The sequence below is a fragment of the Mucilaginibacter sp. UYNi724 genome, from assembly GCF_054057495.1.
The window spans coordinates 1-15,442 of the sequence record NZ_JBSRZI010000029.1 but is presented as its reverse complement, the minus strand read 5'-3'; the positions used below and the strand labels follow the sequence as shown (position 1 = coordinate 15,442).

Sequence of the window (15,442 nt, the reverse complement as noted above, 5' to 3'; positions counted from 1 at the left end):
TATACTTTAAATGCGAGGCTTCACCTTTTACTTTAACTACCTTGTAACTCATTTTGTTGACCATTTATTAGTCAACTTTTTTCAGGACGAGACACAATAACTAAAGCCCCCGGTGTAAAGTGCCGGGGTTTAACTAAACTAAAAAACTAAAAAGCTATGACCATATCAGACAAAGTAAAAAGCCTTACAGCAGGTGAACTAACACAAGCTACTTATCTTTATCACCAAAATAGAAAAGCTGCCAGAGCGGTAATACCTAAACCTTCAACAGGTACCATAAGATTAGACGGTTCACTTCGTAGGTTTTTATTCAAAGAAACCCGGCATACTTCGGCGGGTGAAACACAAGTGTATTTAGATACGCTGCACAATCAACTAATGCAAACAACTTATAGCGAAGACCCGCTAACTGGTTATATTAAAAGTGAATCAGAATATGTTACCATCTAAGCCTGTCAGATTAAAAGGCTGTGTGAAGCGCAATGAAGCTGTAGACGTGTACCGGAGGGATGGTTCAATAAGGCTGTTAACGTATTACAATGACCCGGTTACAGGCCAGAGAACAAGCCAAAGATTAGGCTTTGTCTAACACGACAAATTTTTTCATACAGCTATAGCACTTATACCTTCTCATTGGGAAAAATAATGATATAATTTTCAGCAGTAAACTACGCTTGATTCGTTCAGCCGTTTTAGCATTGCATCTTATACAATTCATTTTATTTTATATAAAATCTCTTCTTATTACAAAGTAAGTAATAAAACAGCCAAAATTCTGACAATTCTTTAAAAATGTGTCTTGATTGACAATTATGAAGTTTTGAAACCCGTGGTAAACGCTACGGGTTTTTTTGTGCCTAAAAATTTATTTTCAAATAGTTTCACTTTTTGGGGCATTCTATTCCTGAGCGTGTATTTATAGATATGGAACAACAACAACGGGAAACTGATTTAGCAAACCTAACAGTAAAAGAAATTAAAGAACAACTCATAAAAGAGATAACCGGGCTTAAAGAAGATATTAAAGAACTAAGATAATGGATATGTTTTTAGAGCGTGAAGCTATAGGTAGAACTAAAACGGTGAACCTGTTTCCTAATTACATTCTGGTTGAAAGTGTTAACCGTTATGCGGTGTGGGATATGTCAGGATGCACTACAACAATAGCCGGGGATGTAAAGCCCTTCTTTATCGAGATTAAAGATAGAAACTTATCATCAACTGATTTTGATTCTGTCTTTTTGGAGTTTTCGAAGTATCAGCACCTATTGAAAATAAGCGAAGATAATGCGGGGGCTGATATATTCTACATTAGTCACTTCAATAATAATGTAGCCCTTATCTACAATCTTAAAAAACTAAAGGTAAGTGAACTAAATTTATCTATTAAAAACGTAGGTAAAACAACTTTAGGCTACACAAATAAGGTTGATAAGATTATGATTGAACTGCCTTATAATAAGGCCAAAATTAAAAGATATTAAAAAAGTTAATTAGACAAATATTAGCCGTAGCAGGAATCATAGGTATTATGACTTCTGTTATCAGTAATTCAGACAGACAAAGTATGTATCTGTACAGCTTCTACAAAGGCGGTTACGGTAAGAGAATTAAAACTGAATATGAGATTCAGCCTAAAAAAAGATAATGTTAATAACAGCATCAATAATAGCAATAGCGGTAAATGGGTTAATGATTAACCCGGCTTACCAATGGTTGATTAACCAGTTGAATCTGGGTAAACCTTTCAATTGTATTTACTGCCTTTCGTGGTGGGCGGGTGTAGTTTACATCTACACACAAGCGTTCTTAGGCACCTTTAGCCCGGTGCAGGTTCTTATACCATTAGTAGCATCATTCATAGCTACAGCCCTTAGCAGGTGGTTTGATGACCTGCCTTTCAAGATTAAATAACCAATTGGATTACATAAAAAGAAAAGACACAATACTTACAGATTTTTATAACTCAGGTGTACTTAAAATAAAGATAGACGGCTATTACAAAGGTAAGCTATCAATACCCCGGCAAACCAAAATAGCAGAAGAAATATACTTAGAAACCCTTTACCATTTAGCAAATTACAATGCTGAAAAGTTAGTTAATGCTTATGATGAAAATCCTAAAAGCATTGAAATGATTTCGGTAAAGATATTGAAAAGGCAAATGATGCACAAAGCACCCAAAAAAGCAGTTGAATCTGATAGCCGGGGGTATGTTAAACCTATAAGCCCTAACAATAGCTTTGGTACCAAATTACTTTTTGGTTCTAATTACTTTGGACTTAATTACATATCACCCACAGATACTTATAATGATGGTACAGATGATTTCACGGGGATTCCTATACCAGATACCGAAGACGGTAACTTCTTTGCTGACCGTGATTATTCAATTGACAGGTGGCAAGAGATACAAAAGAGATTAGCCCCGGATGAAGTTGAATTCATTACTGCATTGTGGAACGGTGAAAGGTTCTACAAAAGAAAACCCACTAATGAATATAAAGAATATAGAACCTATATCTACAATAAAATAATAGAAATGGATTTAAATAAACCCCTAACAGAATTAGAATTAATCAAAGCTAAACTATCAATGAAAGATGTTCAGCTATTCAATATAATGTTTGATGATGACCTAAGCTATACAGATAAACAAAAAGCTTTAGGCTTTTCAGAATCAAAGTATTTAGCCCAACGCCGGATTCTTTTAAAGAAAATAAAAGCACTTAAAGGTGATGACAGATAAATTATCGCTGTTTATCTTCAACCAAATTAATCTACAAACTTCATTGATAATAGGTAGGTACCCGGATATTGAAGGTTTACTGAATGACTGGTATGGTGAATTAATCATTGAATCAGATGATGAACAAAAAGCTTATAAAAACTACCTAACAAATGTTATTGCACTGTTAGAAGTAAGATATGAAGATTATGAACGGTGTGCTATATTACTAAAGATAAGAAACAAAATAAATTAAATGACAAAACAAGAAATATTAACCAGTATCGAACTGATACTACCTAAGCTACAATACTATGCTGTTCACAAAGAAGCATCTTTTGATTCACAGGAATTAGCGGTATTGAAAGGTGTAGTTAAGGCTATTATGCCTGAACGGATAATCAGTTTTACGTGTTCACCTTGCGTGGGGGAATTCATAACAATAGTGTACAGCTATTACCAAAGAGAATCTCAAATCGGTAAATGAAGTTAAAAGTTATAAGAAAAGTATTTAATAAAAATAATACAATAGGAGATTTATATATAGATGATGTTTGGTTCTGCTACACTCTCGAAGATGTTCTGAGAGATAAGAAGGTAAAGAATGCTACCGCTATACCTTACGGGGTTTATAAGGTCATTTTAAGCCTTTCTAACAGGTTTAAACGGATTTTACCAGAGGTATTAGCCGTGCCGGGGTTTGAAGGCATTAGAATACATCCGGGGAATAATGAAAATTCCACCTCAGGTTGCATACTGGTAGGTTACCATACAGATAATAAGTTGATTTGGATATCTAAAGCAGCTACAGAAGATATGGTTATAAAGTTAACCGGGCAAAAAGATATAACCTTAACTATAGAAAAGGCTTAATAACCTTCGGCGGGGTGATAAAAAATAAATATAATATAAATAGTACTTCTACAAAAGTCAGAGGTATTTATAATAAAGAAGAATATGAACACAGAAACAGAACAAAAGCAAACAATAAAAGATTTAGTAAACCAATTACGGTTTACTTTAAAAGATGTAAAGTTACCTTATCAAACTACGCTAAATGTAGAAAAGTATTTAAAAGATTTGTTAACCAAAGAAGAAGATTATCTTAATGATATTAAAGAAGGTAAACAAAACCTACAGGATTTCAAAAATTTGAACCTGTCATTTAAAAATGCAGAATCAGTTAGAGCCTACATAGTTGAAAAAGATTTGAATAAATCTATTTACTGTAATACTGCTAAAGCTATTTAAGCTGTTTCCCGGTCAGCGATAAAACCGGTGTGTTTTATTTTCATTATCAAGCCCTGACTATTTATTTAGCCGGGGCTTTTTATTTGTCATAGTGTGGATTTTATTTAAAAATGTATATTTGAATACCAAAACAATATTTATGTCACAAAAAATATATTACAAAAACGGGTTACGTGTTGATAAATACGGAACACCAATGAGAGATAAAACCCCAAAAGAAAATTTCAATAGTTTTATTGCTATTATAATTGTTATAGCGATTTTTGCATTGATTGGTGCCGTAATTAGTGGCGGGAAATAAAATCAAACATACTATTTCAAGTATCACCTATAATAAAAGCCTTAGCAGAAATGTTAGGGCTTTTTTATTTACCTTAGTTTCCTAAACTTTTAAACAATGGGAGCAGGAGAATTAATAGTAATGTTTGTCGGGTTTTTAATAGTATTTTTAATAGCCGTTGCTATAACGAGGGCTATTTTTAGTATTCCCAAATTTTTACGTATGAAGAAAGCTGAATTAAAAATCCTTGGTGAAATGGCTGTAAAGGCCGGGGTAAGTCAAGATTTGATTAGCGGGATTATTAACGAAGCTGAAATGTAATTATAGTCTTAAAATAGATTTGTTGACCAAAGCCCTGACTATTCATTTAGCCGGGGCTTTTTATTTGTTATCGGGATGTATTTTTTTATATTCTTCTTCTATATAACTTTCGTGGCGAATATCAGTGAGTGATTTATTTTCGGCCTTTTCAACACTATCAGTAAATTTTATAGATAGAATACTTTTTAAGTCTTGACCTTTGTGATTTAAAATTTTAAAGGTTTTACCTGAATCGGAAACGTATGATGAATTTGGCTTATTCTTGTTAACGCTCACAAAAATATCATTTATAAGTTTCTTCCACTTTAATTTATCCGCAGCCTCAGAGAAAGCTAAACTATCATTTAAAAACTGTAACGTGTCAGTGGCTTTTTTCCCAAATAGAACAGAATCTTTGTTAAGTTCAAGTTTATCATCAATATACAATTTGTAAGAATAAAGCTTCTTTGGTTTTACAATAGGCTTCTTTTTTGAGCATCCAGCTATTAAGGCAATTAGGACAAATATTACCAATGGTTTCATTTTGTTCTATTTTTTATTATCGATATTCTCATAGTAGTCTGTAATGTTATCACCTTGCTTAGAATTCCACGGGCGGGTAATCTGGTTAACCCTATTTTTTTCATCAGCGCCGATTTTAACAGCTAAAAGGGTTAACATTACAGCAGAAACAAAGTCAAGAAGCGCATACTTTAAACCTAATAAATCTTTTAAGAAAGAGAACAAACTATTAGCCTCTAAGGGGTTTGAATGGTTGAAAAGCTGACTTATCCCAACAGCACCTAAAATAAACGCTAACACCATCGCCAAATCACACAGGATAATTCTTTTAGGCTTTTCTTCAATCATTCCGCAATATAATAAAGTTTACTATATAAGAATGTTAAAGTTTATTTTATAATATGTAGAAGGTTCAAAGCAGTCAATATAAGATATAGTAAATCTATCATAGGTTTATGCTTTTTACTAAAAGTATTCAGGTCAGTAATTAAATCTTTTGTTTTCATTCTTTAGTTGTTTAACGGTAGTAAATCTAATATCTATAATTGAATAAAAAAAATTGCTAATGTATTTTTAACAGCGTTTTTGACCCCTTGATTATATATACTGTTACAAGTCGAAAATAAATTCATTTTGTTATTTTCTTTTACAAATTTACCCAATTAAACAACGTGTTTTTCTCGCATTGTTACCAACACATACTCCGTAAATCAATCGATGCTTAGGTAAAGTCAACTTTAATATTGTAGCCCCGATGTTAATAACTTTTCAAGGAGAAACTCTTTAGAAACTCTTTAGCAATCTTATAGAAACTATATAGAAATCTTTCGTGTTATCTTAATATTTTATTGGTGAAATCTTCGCCGATAACTAATCAATCAACCTCTTTTTTCTCGCACATATACCATTACCTATTCAATTATAATAGAACAGGAAAAGAATATGCCGTTTGAAAAAGGAAAAGAAAAACCGGGGGTAGAAAACCCGGAGTTAAGAACAAGACCACTGAACAAATCAGAGAGGCTATAGGTCAGGTACTATCTAATAAGATAGATGAACTTGCGGATGACCTATTAACTATGTCACCGTTTCAGCAGTGGATGATAATTGATAAGGTTGCTAAGTACCGCATACCACAACTAAATAAGAATGAAGATACCGTTGCACATTCAGGTGAAGTTAAGGTAACTGTAACCTATGTAGATAGCGAAGCAGCCCCTAAAGATGATGAAGACGAAAATGATTCACCCTTTTAAGGGATAAGTACTAAATACGGCAAAGACTAAGCCGTTGGTAAAATCACAGGTTGATAGTTTACGAACCTATAAAGGGCTTTTAAACCACATTCAAGGGCGTTTTTCAACAGAAAATGTCAGAATAGGTGTCCAAACCCGTGATAAAGTACCAGAATAAGAGCGATTCTTATATTGAATATTAACATTAAACTGCCTAAGCTTCATTCAAAGCAGCTATTAGTATGGCAAAGTAAGGCAAAGGTAAAAATACTTAATTGTGGGAGGCAATCAGGTAAGTCATACTTAGCCAAAGTGATTGCCATTAAATATTTATTAGAGGGCAAAAAGGTTGCTTACTTCTGTCATAAGTTCGATTTAAGTAAGACCTTCTATAGTGAGTTATTAAAGCTTCTACCGGGCGAAGTCATTAAGAGGCAAAACAGTTCATCCCTATCAATTGAATTGATTACCGGGGGTGTAATACAGTTCTATTCCGGTGAGGCTACCGACACCATCAGGGGTAATACCATATCATTAGCCATTGTGGATGAAGCAGCTTTTTATAAAGATTTAGAGCAAAGTTATACTGAACATATATCTCCTACACTTGCCCGGCATAACGGAGATATTATCTTTTTGAGTTCACCAAAAGGCCGGGGGTATTTTCACTCACTTTATACTAAGGGCTTAACAGGTGAAGACGGTTATCAATCGTGGCATTTCACGTGTTATGATAACCCGCATCTGTCTTTGAAGTACATTGAACAGAAGAAGAAAGAACTTCCTATCGCAATTTTTGAACAGGAATACCTCGCCCTCGAAATGGCAAATGCGGATAACCCATTTGGTACTGATAACATTAATAATAACATCATTGAATCACTATCAAATAAGCCTTCTGTAGTGTTTGGGGTTGATATAGCACGTGGTAAAGGTGAAAATGGTGACTGGACAGTAATTGTAGGACTTGACCAAAATTCTAATATGTCATACTTTGAACGTTTTCAATCCCCTTATTGGCAAATCAAAGAACGAATCAAAGCACTACCTGCATATACACTAAAGGTCATTGACAGTACTGGAATCGGTGACCCGATTGAAGAAGAATTGAGTATGACTGTTAGTAATTTACAAGGATTTAAGTTCACTTCTACAAGCAAGCCCCAATTAATGGTTCAACTCATTAAAGATGTTGAACAGGGTACTATTAAATATAATCAGGATGCAGCTAATGAGATGCACACGTTTGAATATACATACAGTAGTAGTACAGGTCACCTAAAATATTCAGCAAGTAAGAACTTCAAAGATGATATTATTATGGCCTTAGCCATTGCAAATAAATTTAAGAAACAAGCTGACCTTAGCAACTATCAGGGATGGCTTTATTAACAACTAACCAAATGAACTATAAACAAATATTAGATAAACTACCCGGTGACTGGAATGAACTGCTATTGAAAGATTATATCAAGTTATCCCCGGTTATAAATGAATCAGATAAAGAACCAGACCTTATAGACTTCGATATCTTTACAGCTAATCACCTGTCAGATATTGAAAAGAATATGACCTTAATAAGTTTACTAACTGATATACCTATGGATGTATTAGATGAACTACCTACATCAAAGATATTTGAAATGATTGATAAACTAAAGTTTATGCAAACCTTACCCGATAAGCGTAAACCTACTATCAAGTATATTCAATTTGAAGATTTAACTTATGATAGTTTTGTACACTTCAATAAGCTATCCTTAGACTTTACAGAAGCGGGTATCTTATCATCAGCTATAGAAAACATACCGTCAATGTTAGCGGTGTTTGCCAAAGACAAAAACCATAATGAAGAATACTTTTTGAATCAATCTATGGTAGAGGTCATAGCAGGTTTTTTTACGCTACAGAAGAACACCGAAAGGTTTTTACAACGTTCACAGGCTTCTTCATTCCGTCAACTGAACCGGATAACACTGAAAACGGGGCTAAAGATGTTGATGCAATCCTTCAAGAATCTGAATCCATTCAACAAGAGTTCAACCAACGGTGGAACTACTTTATGATAGCTAAACAGGTAGCAGACTTCACCGGGGAAACCTTTTGGCAGGTAATGAATAATGATGTAATGAGTGTGCTTACTATAGCTACCCTTCTTAAAGAACAAGTAACCTTAGAAGAAAACCGTAATGGTAAAATCAGTTCTTAAAAAGTTTAAACCTCCAATAGTATTTAGGGCTTTTTGAGCCCCTCTAATCAACTTTGTCCTTAAATGGTGTAAGTAGATGGAACAATAAATTTAATCAATCACAAGCGTTAATATATGGCTAAATCCCTTTCACAAGCTAATGCAGCAGCCCTTGATAACATAGGGGAATCTAAAGCTAACTTTACATCTGCCTTATCAGCAGCAGAACAAGCTTGCGCTGACTTTATTTTAAGGTTAAAAGAAAACATTCAGGGAATACCCAATTTTGTCAACACGGGTAAAATAGAAAACATTACCTTAGAATCAGAGGGGCAAGAAGTTCATATCAAAGGTTCTGAACATTTGCTATATAACTACTATGGCGTGAATGGGTCGAAAGAAAAGCTATATCAAACAAAATATTCCTATGGTGATAAACGCCCACCCTTACAGCCGTTTCTGGACTATATCAAATCTAAGAACCTAAGTCTGGTTAACAATCCTAAATACTACGGCAAGCCCTCAAAATTCAAGGATAAAAAAGAAGGTAGTGAACAGGAAACATTAGCGTGGGCTTTATCTACAAGCGTTTATAATAAAGGTATCAAACCTAAACCTGCTATCAAATGGACAGAAGAAAAAGAAAAGCTTAGGCAGGATTTAATAAAGAATGCTAAGGGCTTTGTTATCCATAACCTAAAAGCTAAAATCTATAACAAGGAAGGTGATAATGTTGATGACAAAAATGGTTAAACTTAATCTTTAGGATAATCACCTCTTTCAATCTTTTGTAGAATAACGTTTCTTATATCAGATGAAAGTTCGTAATAATCTGCATACATATTATCACAATTAGGGCAAGTGTATATAGCAAAACCAATATCACCTTTCATCTTGTACGTACATCTATTACAAATTGGTACTAAATCTGAAATAGAATAAGAATCTGATATTGAATTATATTTCCAGTTCCAAGTCCACGTCCATTTTTTCAACTTCCCTTCTGTATAATTAATGTAATCCGGTTCTTTTACTACTTCAAGACTTGCATATATTTCTGGTATCTTATCTTTGAAGGTTAAATAATTTTTCATTCCTACTATTAAAATAGTAAATGCAATAACTACGAGATAAAGCGGTATATTAAAATTAAATACGTTTACCCACACGTATTTAAAAACACTTAGTATGGGTGTGATGATAGGTATATCTTTGGTGTGGTCATATATAGCACTACTAATAGGAGTTAATATTAAAGTAGTTACTATGATTTGAAACCAAGTATTATTGTAAAATTTTTCTGATGCTTTAGCCATTTAAGAAACTATTTCGATTCGGTATCGTAAGAACTGGTTAAAAACAATAAATCATTTGATAACGTTTGGAAGCGTAAAATCGGAGTTGATTCAGAATGATATGCGATAATGTTTTCAGCAGGTATAGCTACAATTTCAATTTCTTCACTTTTGGCATAAAAGCTATAGAACCCTTTGTAGATGGTTTTTCCGTTATCATCAAAATGAGGTTCCTGTTCTAAGTCTACGGTAATATCATCAATAGAAATAAAATCGTTATGTTGAAACTCTTTATTCACTAAATCTAACAGAAGTGGCTTCGTATAAAATAACTGTAATTGAATTTGGTTTTTTACACTATCAAGGAAATTAGATTCATATAGTATTCGATTTTCAAGGTATTTTTTGATAATGGATGCTATGCTTAAATCCTTATCATCATTCCTAAATTTGACTGTTTTTTTTAATTCTAAGGTTCCTCTTATTGATTTCATATTGCTGTTTTAGCAAATATAAATATTTAACGGTTATAACCCATTACCTAAGAAAATTAGGTGAATGATTTCAATAGTAAAGCAACCAGATAAATATACCCCGGCTAATAATCCTGTCATTTTCCAGATGAACAGTTCTGACACTGCTATTCAGTTTTTTCAGGTGCAGGTATTAGCTGATGATAACAGCGTAATAGTGTCTTTGAGGCTGTTCACAAGCCCGGATAACCGCACTGGTAGCTATACAGACCTGTCAGGTGTTCTTTCAAACGTGGTTGATTATCAGTTATTGGTTAACGCTAATATTGTTGATAGCCCTTCGAAGCTAATACAGGCTTACAAACTTAAAATAACCGAAAAGTTATATACCGATAACGGTATCATCGATGGTGTTACCCTTACAACTGGTTTGTTTTATGTGTGGAATGCTGAACTCAACCCGGTTGCCTTCAATAGTTTTCAATACTCAGATTACGTCTTATCTGGTTCAACCGGGGTTACCGCTAACTTTTTGACCTCTAAGCCTAATTACACAAAAGTTAACGGGGCTACCTCTGAATATCTTTACTTGTTAAACGATAATTTGACAGGTGCCACCATTAACTACAAATTGTATAACGATAAATCACAATTAACAGGTAGCTATGTGATTTCGGGTGTGACCTTTGATAGGGTGTCCCGGATAGATGTTAGCCCTAAAAGTGTATCAGATAACTTTCAAGTTGACCTCAGTTCGGTTAAACTCTATACCGTACAATTATTAGATGTTAACAACAATGTTAAGACCAAACTAAAAACCTACACTTATGAAATACCTAAGTGTAACAGGTTACCTGTAGAAGTATTGTTTGCTAACAAGTTGGGCGGGTTTGATTCATTTAGTTTCTATGCACCACGTGAATCTGTAGAAGTTCAAAAAACAACCATAACCAGAAACCCGTACGGCTTTAATTCAACCGGGTTATATACAAATGTTAATGACGGTGTAATAAATTCTACAATTGATACCATTAACACCACAAGTACATCAAAATACAAAGTGATTTCAGCCCCTTTAACAGACCTTCAATGTGTTTGGCTAAAAGAGTTAATCCAAAGTCCCAAAGTCTATGTAAAGCTATCTAATGGTCTTATGTACCCGGTACAAATCACTAATACAAATTACCCTGTTCTTCAAAAGAAGTATAGTACTTCTTTAATGAGATTAGAAATAGAAATGTCAGCACCATCAGGTATTGATTTAATAACGGTACCTGACCTAACCGAAGGTTACAACCCGCCAAACCTACAAGTTATTCAACTTGATTGGTGTTATGATGACCAGACCGCTTTTGAATACGTAGTACCAGATGCCAATGGAATAATAAAAATAGAAGACGGTCAATAAGACCGGAAAGAACTAATGTCTAAATTAACTAAACTTATAATTGGTAGGGATGTAACCCCAGAGGTTACTACACCGCAGCCGGGCGAAATCGGTAAGCTACTGGTAGTACAGGATGCTACCGGAGGTCATAAAATAATATTGCCAGAAGGTCACTACGGTAACGCTTCTGTAGAACCTACACCTAACAAAACCACTTTGTTAACCTATACGGTTGATGATATTGGTATATATTGGCAATCATCAGTAATTGTACCCGGTAGCAAAGACGGTGAATCTGACTATGTAATAGATATTAAGGGTACAACTATCACTGCATACCCCCGCAAAGGTTCTGCTTTAAAATCTTACACAGGTACAAACGCTTATACTGTTATACAATCAGCTATAAATGCCTTACAAACGGGCAAAGGTGGTAAGATTCACCTATGTTCAGGTAACTATTCGCTATCAAATGAACTGACTATAACCGGGTGGGATGCAACAAACCCTCCGGCTGCACAATTATGTATCGAAGGAGAGGGTTTTGCAACCGTTTTAACTCAAAATACGGCAGGTAAAAATGGTATAATCGTTAAAAATAAGGCCAGTTTTGCTCTTAAAAACCTATATATCTATGTTGGTGATACCGCTTTAAGTGGTATTCTGTTATCAAACTCAGGTTCAACCAGTGAAATATCAACGTTTGGCGGTGTTATAGATGGGGTAGAAGTACTATCTTCATCTACATCAGCCCCCGCCGTACACATAATCAATACATTTGACTTGGTTGTACCTTACTTAACAGCACTGAGTACTAACAATACGGGTATATTGATTGAAGGTAGTACCGCTATTGGTATCAATTATGGTAACTCACACTACGGTTTTATCCGTTGCGCCGGGGCTAATACAGCACCACACGCAGGTATTAAGTTAGTATCACATTCTAATTACCATCCTATCAACCTGAACACTTTTGATAACCTTGAAACGGCTTCGGGCTACTACGGTATCTATTTGTACGGTGCTTGTTACAATACTTTCTTACACGTGGATAGCGAGTATGTAAAATACCCTATTTACATCGATGGTATAGCAGGTAATGAAAGTTTAGGAAATAGATTTAACGGCGGTTACATTTACCCGCAGGGTGAAGGTGCTGTAGGTATCACCGCAGTTGATTTTGCCGGAGGTAATTTCTTCGGAGTTCAGATTGAAGCTGATGGTGGTTCTGGAACTGTACCTATTAACGATATGCAACAGTTTATGGCTGCTAACAGATATGATGTAACCTTAGCATTCTTTGTTGATGATTCTTTAATCTCGATTCACGACCCAAACACTGTGTTAAGCTACAGGGCTGCAAGTAACGGTACAACAGTAATGAACATACCTAACCCTGCTCTGTCAGATATATCAAATAAACCTGCTACAACGTTCTGGACACACTATCAAGGGTACGCAACCAAAAACTATGTTGATACTACTTTCACTAAATATAATGGTGATGGTGCTAATGGTAAGTGGGGAATTGATATTTATGGTGAAGCAACCTTATGGGGTGGGGTTGAAGCTGACTTCTTATCTTTGGGTAATACACCTGTACAGATAGCAGGATTTGAAGAAGGTACTTACAAGGCTAAACCATATACACCTGTTCAAATACAGACGTTCTTAGGTTTAGGTGATAATGCTTTTGCTTCGGGTTCTAAAGCACCATTAGCAAGCCCCGGCTTTACAGGTACACCAACAGTACCATTAGTAACTAACCCGGCAGCTACTAATGCAACAATAGCCAATACAGCCTTTGTACAATCAGCTATCGTGAACTTTGTACAGACGAAGTATGTAACACAGGTAACACCATCAGGTACGGTGAATAGCGAGAATACTGTGTTTAGTTTACCATCAGTACCAATTGAAAATACAGAATCATTATTTCTTAATGGTATCTATCAAAGAAGGGTGGCAGATTATAACGTGTACGGGGATGCACTGATTTTTAACAATGCCCCTGCACCGGGGACTTCTATTCTTATTAACTACTTCAAGTACTAAAGGATTAAGAAATAAGAAAGGCTACCTTAATCGGGTAGCCTTCTTTGTTAAAATATTATTAATTTGATTACTTAATCTTTGATTTATAGGTTGTCCACGCATTGTTGTAAGCACCAGTTTTGTAACCTAAATCAGGGTACAGTTCATCAATCATCTTTTTAACATCTGAACTTTTAGGATTGTCTGCAACTGTTTTACCCATTTTAGTTAGAACTGTATTAAACTTTCCAAACCAATCATCAACACGTTTGCCTTTTTCAGATGTAGCTTTTGAAGTTTCGCCTGTTAATGCTTTAAGGGCATTTTTCAATTTTGCAATTTCTGCATTTTCAGAACTAAATTCAGTTAAAGATTCCTTCAAAGTTTTTTCAGCTAATGCTAAAGATTCTTTATGTGCTTTGTTTGCTAAACCTATAGCTTCTTTGTAAGCATTGTTGATTTCACTTTTTCTACCTGCTATACTTGCTTCAAGTGTAGTAAGCGTTTCGTTTAAGATTGCTACTGCTTTGTCGGTGGTTGCCATATCTATAATTATTTATTTTTTAAATCGTTGGGGACAAACATAGAATATATTTTCTTCATTCCTATTACCTAAGAAAAATTTAATGGCGAAAAATTCTAATTATCAAATATATCTAATTGATTCTACAACTGGTAGTACCGGGAATTATGCACGGTTAGATACCGAAGGTGTAGACTTATCTAATACTTTTCAGGTTGCAGATGTTTCCGATATTACCAAACGCAAAGATTGTATAAGTAAGACCATAACCTTTAAGGCTACAAAGAATAATAATTTAGTTTTTGGTAATCTATCAAACCTGAATAGGGTAGTAGATGATTCTGTTAACCTTTCTTTCTTATTTAACTTCAACATCACTAAAGATATTGATTGTGTGGTATATGAAGATACCACGCTTATATTAAAGGGCAAACTTCATTTTATAAGCTGTAGCCGGGATGTTTTAGGTAATCTAACCTATCAATGTAGCATAAAGGGATTTTTAGTAGACTTTTTCTCAATAATTAATGATAAACTGCTATCAGAACTTGATTTTACACCCTTTAATCATACCTATAACATCCAAAATATAAGGAATAGTTGGTCAAATATCTACCAAAAGAACGGGGTAACCGTGTCAGGTAGTACTGGTTCAGGCTATGTATATGGATTAGTTGATTATGGTGAAGGTGTTACTACTGATGTAAGCTTCGATAATAAGATAGATTACCGCAATTTAAGACCTTCTTTTTACGTACAGGAGTACTTTAACGCTATTTTCAATCAAAGTGGCCTTACAGGTGATTATCGTTATACATTAACAGGTTCTACAGCCTTTAAAGACGAAATTAGCAAGGCTGTTATACCAAATAATGACAGTGCTTTTAGTTATGCAGCAGCCCCGGCGGTAATATTCGAGGTTGTAAAGAACGCTAATCCCGTTCAATACTCTGGTAAAGACCAAAGGTACAGGGATAACACTAACAACAGAATGGAATATAACCACCTGATAGGCTTTAATACGGTGATTACCGGGGCTACAGGTCAGGTATTATTCAATTCAGCCTTGATAAACGGTCAAAGAATTACTGTCAACAATAAAATAAATACTACAGTTTCGCTCTCAGCATTGATATTCCGGGGATGTTGACCACCTGATTCCGTGGCAAATTGACCAGGCAATTAGCTGGCGAACGATAGCAGCGAGAGCTGTAAAAGCGTTT

At 34.7% G+C, this 15,442-nt stretch carries 22 protein-coding genes; 17 read left to right on the top strand and 5 right to left on the bottom strand.

All coding sequences use genetic code 11. The features are described 5' to 3' along the window. The first annotated feature begins 156 nt into the window (after positions 1 to 156). The 9 genes from ACVW0P_RS22045 to ACVW0P_RS22005 all read left to right on the top strand — a co-directional run bounded on the left by ACVW0P_RS22045 (position 157) and on the right by ACVW0P_RS22005 (position 4,580). On the top strand, positions 157 to 450 hold the full coding sequence (locus ACVW0P_RS22045) for a hypothetical protein (RefSeq protein WP_457133989.1): 294 nt from the start codon (positions 157 to 159) through the stop codon (positions 448 to 450). Between the two features lie 587 nt (positions 451 to 1,037). Next, the gene (locus tag ACVW0P_RS22040) at positions 1,038 to 1,484 is read left to right on the top strand and encodes a hypothetical protein (RefSeq protein WP_457133988.1); all 447 of its coding nucleotides are present in this window, start codon (positions 1,038 to 1,040) and stop codon (positions 1,482 to 1,484) included. 163 nt (positions 1,485 to 1,647) lie between these two features. Continuing rightward, complete coding sequence (locus tag ACVW0P_RS22035; protein ID WP_457133987.1) at positions 1,648 to 1,914, top strand: hypothetical protein; 267 nt, start codon at positions 1,648 to 1,650, stop codon at positions 1,912 to 1,914. A gap of 4 nt (positions 1,915 to 1,918) precedes the next feature. After that, positions 1,919 to 2,749 carry a hypothetical protein gene (locus ACVW0P_RS22030; protein WP_457133986.1) on the top strand — a complete coding sequence of 277 codons (831 nt, stop codon included), beginning with the start codon at positions 1,919 to 1,921 and terminating at the stop codon, positions 2,747 to 2,749. Next, positions 2,739 to 2,984 (top strand): hypothetical protein, encoded by a 246-nt coding sequence (locus ACVW0P_RS22025; RefSeq protein WP_457133985.1) that lies wholly within the window; start codon positions 2,739 to 2,741, stop codon positions 2,982 to 2,984. The genes ACVW0P_RS22030 and ACVW0P_RS22025 overlap by 11 nt, the downstream gene beginning before the upstream one ends. A 227-nt stretch (positions 2,985 to 3,211) precedes the next feature. Beyond that, on the top strand, positions 3,212 to 3,601 hold the full coding sequence (locus ACVW0P_RS22020) for a DUF5675 family protein (RefSeq protein ID WP_457133984.1): 390 nt from the start codon (positions 3,212 to 3,214) through the stop codon (positions 3,599 to 3,601). An 84-nt stretch (positions 3,602 to 3,685) separates the two neighbouring features. Continuing rightward, on the top strand, positions 3,686 to 3,979 hold the full coding sequence (locus tag ACVW0P_RS22015) for a hypothetical protein (protein WP_457133983.1): 294 nt from the start codon (positions 3,686 to 3,688) through the stop codon (positions 3,977 to 3,979). Positions 3,980 to 4,097: 118 nt separating this feature from the next. Continuing rightward, positions 4,098 to 4,280: a hypothetical protein gene (locus tag ACVW0P_RS22010; protein ID WP_457133982.1), complete on the top strand. Its 183-nt coding sequence runs from the start codon at positions 4,098 to 4,100 to the stop codon at positions 4,278 to 4,280. A gap of 96 nt (positions 4,281 to 4,376) precedes the next feature. After that, a complete protein-coding gene (locus tag ACVW0P_RS22005) occupies positions 4,377 to 4,580 on the top strand; it encodes a hypothetical protein (protein ID WP_457133981.1) in 204 nt (67 codons plus the stop codon). Between the two features lie 60 nt (positions 4,581 to 4,640). On the opposite strand, the gene ACVW0P_RS22000 is transcribed toward ACVW0P_RS22005, so the two are convergent. Together ACVW0P_RS22000 and ACVW0P_RS21995 are read right to left on the bottom strand one after the other, a co-directional pair. Continuing rightward, the gene (locus ACVW0P_RS22000; RefSeq protein ID WP_457133980.1) at positions 4,641 to 5,102 is read right to left on the bottom strand and encodes a hypothetical protein; all 462 of its coding nucleotides are present in this window, start codon (positions 5,100 to 5,102) and stop codon (positions 4,641 to 4,643) included. A gap of 6 nt (positions 5,103 to 5,108) precedes the next feature. Further along, complete coding sequence (locus ACVW0P_RS21995) at positions 5,109 to 5,429, bottom strand: hypothetical protein (RefSeq protein WP_457133979.1); 321 nt, start codon at positions 5,427 to 5,429, stop codon at positions 5,109 to 5,111. Between the two features lie 731 nt (positions 5,430 to 6,160). On the opposite strand from ACVW0P_RS21995, the gene ACVW0P_RS21990 reads away from it, so the two are divergent. The 5 genes from ACVW0P_RS21990 to ACVW0P_RS21970 all read left to right on the top strand — a co-directional run bounded on the left by ACVW0P_RS21990 (position 6,161) and on the right by ACVW0P_RS21970 (position 9,257). Next, positions 6,161 to 6,337, top strand: coding sequence for a hypothetical protein (locus tag ACVW0P_RS21990; RefSeq protein ID WP_457133978.1), 177 nt, complete (start codon positions 6,161 to 6,163; stop codon positions 6,335 to 6,337). A gap of 171 nt (positions 6,338 to 6,508) precedes the next feature. Next, on the top strand, positions 6,509 to 7,708 hold the full coding sequence (locus ACVW0P_RS21985) for a terminase large subunit domain-containing protein (protein WP_457133977.1): 1,200 nt from the start codon (positions 6,509 to 6,511) through the stop codon (positions 7,706 to 7,708). A gap of 11 nt (positions 7,709 to 7,719) precedes the next feature. Beyond that, positions 7,720 to 8,382 carry a hypothetical protein gene (locus ACVW0P_RS21980; protein WP_457133976.1) on the top strand — a complete coding sequence of 221 codons (663 nt, stop codon included), beginning with the start codon at positions 7,720 to 7,722 and terminating at the stop codon, positions 8,380 to 8,382. After that, complete coding sequence (locus tag ACVW0P_RS21975; protein WP_457133975.1) at positions 8,379 to 8,525, top strand: hypothetical protein; 147 nt, start codon at positions 8,379 to 8,381, stop codon at positions 8,523 to 8,525. The genes ACVW0P_RS21980 and ACVW0P_RS21975 overlap by 4 nt, the downstream gene beginning before the upstream one ends. A 114-nt stretch (positions 8,526 to 8,639) precedes the next feature. Further along, on the top strand, positions 8,640 to 9,257 hold the full coding sequence (locus ACVW0P_RS21970) for a hypothetical protein (protein ID WP_457133974.1): 618 nt from the start codon (positions 8,640 to 8,642) through the stop codon (positions 9,255 to 9,257). Positions 9,258 to 9,259: 2 nt separating this feature from the next. Here ACVW0P_RS21970 and ACVW0P_RS21965 read toward each other — a convergent pair whose 3' ends face one another. Next, the gene (locus ACVW0P_RS21965) at positions 9,260 to 9,820 is read right to left on the bottom strand and encodes a hypothetical protein (RefSeq protein WP_457133973.1); all 561 of its coding nucleotides are present in this window, start codon (positions 9,818 to 9,820) and stop codon (positions 9,260 to 9,262) included. 8 nt (positions 9,821 to 9,828) lie between these two features. Continuing rightward, the gene (locus ACVW0P_RS21960; protein WP_457133972.1) at positions 9,829 to 10,293 is read right to left on the bottom strand and encodes a hypothetical protein; all 465 of its coding nucleotides are present in this window, start codon (positions 10,291 to 10,293) and stop codon (positions 9,829 to 9,831) included. A 64-nt stretch (positions 10,294 to 10,357) separates the two neighbouring features. Between ACVW0P_RS21960 and ACVW0P_RS21955 the strand changes: the two genes are divergently transcribed. Continuing rightward, positions 10,358 to 11,680, top strand: coding sequence for a hypothetical protein (locus ACVW0P_RS21955; protein WP_457133971.1), 1,323 nt, complete (start codon positions 10,358 to 10,360; stop codon positions 11,678 to 11,680). 15 nt (positions 11,681 to 11,695) lie between these two features. Continuing rightward, the gene (locus ACVW0P_RS21950) at positions 11,696 to 13,717 is read left to right on the top strand and encodes a hypothetical protein (protein ID WP_457133970.1); all 2,022 of its coding nucleotides are present in this window, start codon (positions 11,696 to 11,698) and stop codon (positions 13,715 to 13,717) included. 67 nt (positions 13,718 to 13,784) lie between these two features. Here the strand turns inward: ACVW0P_RS21950 and ACVW0P_RS21945 are convergent, their stop codons facing one another. Continuing rightward, positions 13,785 to 14,240: a hypothetical protein gene (locus ACVW0P_RS21945; protein WP_457133969.1), complete on the bottom strand. Its 456-nt coding sequence runs from the start codon at positions 14,238 to 14,240 to the stop codon at positions 13,785 to 13,787. 82 nt (positions 14,241 to 14,322) lie between these two features. Between ACVW0P_RS21945 and ACVW0P_RS21940 the strand changes: the two genes are divergently transcribed. Further along, positions 14,323 to 15,369, top strand: a complete 1,047-nt coding sequence (locus tag ACVW0P_RS21940; RefSeq protein WP_457133968.1) for a hypothetical protein — start codon at positions 14,323 to 14,325, stop codon at positions 15,367 to 15,369. The last annotated feature ends 73 nt before the right edge of the window (positions 15,370 to 15,442 follow it).

Bases quoted from the DNA above. Each gene is read 5' to 3' on its own strand.
- ACVW0P_RS22020 (WP_457133984.1), top strand. From the start codon at position 3,212: ATGAAGTTAAAAGTTATAAGAAAAGTATTTAATAAAAATAATACAATA.
- ACVW0P_RS22045 (WP_457133989.1), top strand. From the start codon at position 157: ATGACCATATCAGACAAAGTAAAAAGCCTTACAGCAGGTGAACTAACA.
- ACVW0P_RS21945 (WP_457133969.1), bottom strand. From the start codon at position 14,240: ATGGCAACCACCGACAAAGCAGTAGCAATCTTAAACGAAACGCTTACT.
- ACVW0P_RS21965 (WP_457133973.1), bottom strand. From the start codon at position 9,820: ATGGCTAAAGCATCAGAAAAATTTTACAATAATACTTGGTTTCAAATC.
- ACVW0P_RS22000 (WP_457133980.1), bottom strand. From the start codon at position 5,102: ATGAAACCATTGGTAATATTTGTCCTAATTGCCTTAATAGCTGGATGC.
- ACVW0P_RS21995 (WP_457133979.1), bottom strand. From the start codon at position 5,429: ATGATTGAAGAAAAGCCTAAAAGAATTATCCTGTGTGATTTGGCGATG.
- ACVW0P_RS21970 (WP_457133974.1), top strand. From the start codon at position 8,640: ATGGCTAAATCCCTTTCACAAGCTAATGCAGCAGCCCTTGATAACATA.
- ACVW0P_RS21940 (WP_457133968.1), top strand. From the start codon at position 14,323: ATGGCGAAAAATTCTAATTATCAAATATATCTAATTGATTCTACAACT.
- ACVW0P_RS21955 (WP_457133971.1), top strand. From the start codon at position 10,358: ATGATTTCAATAGTAAAGCAACCAGATAAATATACCCCGGCTAATAAT.
- ACVW0P_RS22015 (WP_457133983.1), top strand. From the start codon at position 3,686: ATGAACACAGAAACAGAACAAAAGCAAACAATAAAAGATTTAGTAAAC.
- ACVW0P_RS22025 (WP_457133985.1), top strand. From the start codon at position 2,739: ATGACAGATAAATTATCGCTGTTTATCTTCAACCAAATTAATCTACAA.
- ACVW0P_RS22040 (WP_457133988.1), top strand. From the start codon at position 1,038: ATGGATATGTTTTTAGAGCGTGAAGCTATAGGTAGAACTAAAACGGTG.
- ACVW0P_RS21990 (WP_457133978.1), top strand. From the start codon at position 6,161: ATGTCACCGTTTCAGCAGTGGATGATAATTGATAAGGTTGCTAAGTAC.
- ACVW0P_RS21980 (WP_457133976.1), top strand. From the start codon at position 7,720: ATGAACTATAAACAAATATTAGATAAACTACCCGGTGACTGGAATGAA.
- ACVW0P_RS21975 (WP_457133975.1), top strand. From the start codon at position 8,379: ATGATAGCTAAACAGGTAGCAGACTTCACCGGGGAAACCTTTTGGCAG.
- ACVW0P_RS21950 (WP_457133970.1), top strand. From the start codon at position 11,696: ATGTCTAAATTAACTAAACTTATAATTGGTAGGGATGTAACCCCAGAG.
- ACVW0P_RS21960 (WP_457133972.1), bottom strand. From the start codon at position 10,293: ATGAAATCAATAAGAGGAACCTTAGAATTAAAAAAAACAGTCAAATTT.
- ACVW0P_RS22035 (WP_457133987.1), top strand. From the start codon at position 1,648: ATGTTAATAACAGCATCAATAATAGCAATAGCGGTAAATGGGTTAATG.
- ACVW0P_RS22005 (WP_457133981.1), top strand. From the start codon at position 4,377: ATGGGAGCAGGAGAATTAATAGTAATGTTTGTCGGGTTTTTAATAGTA.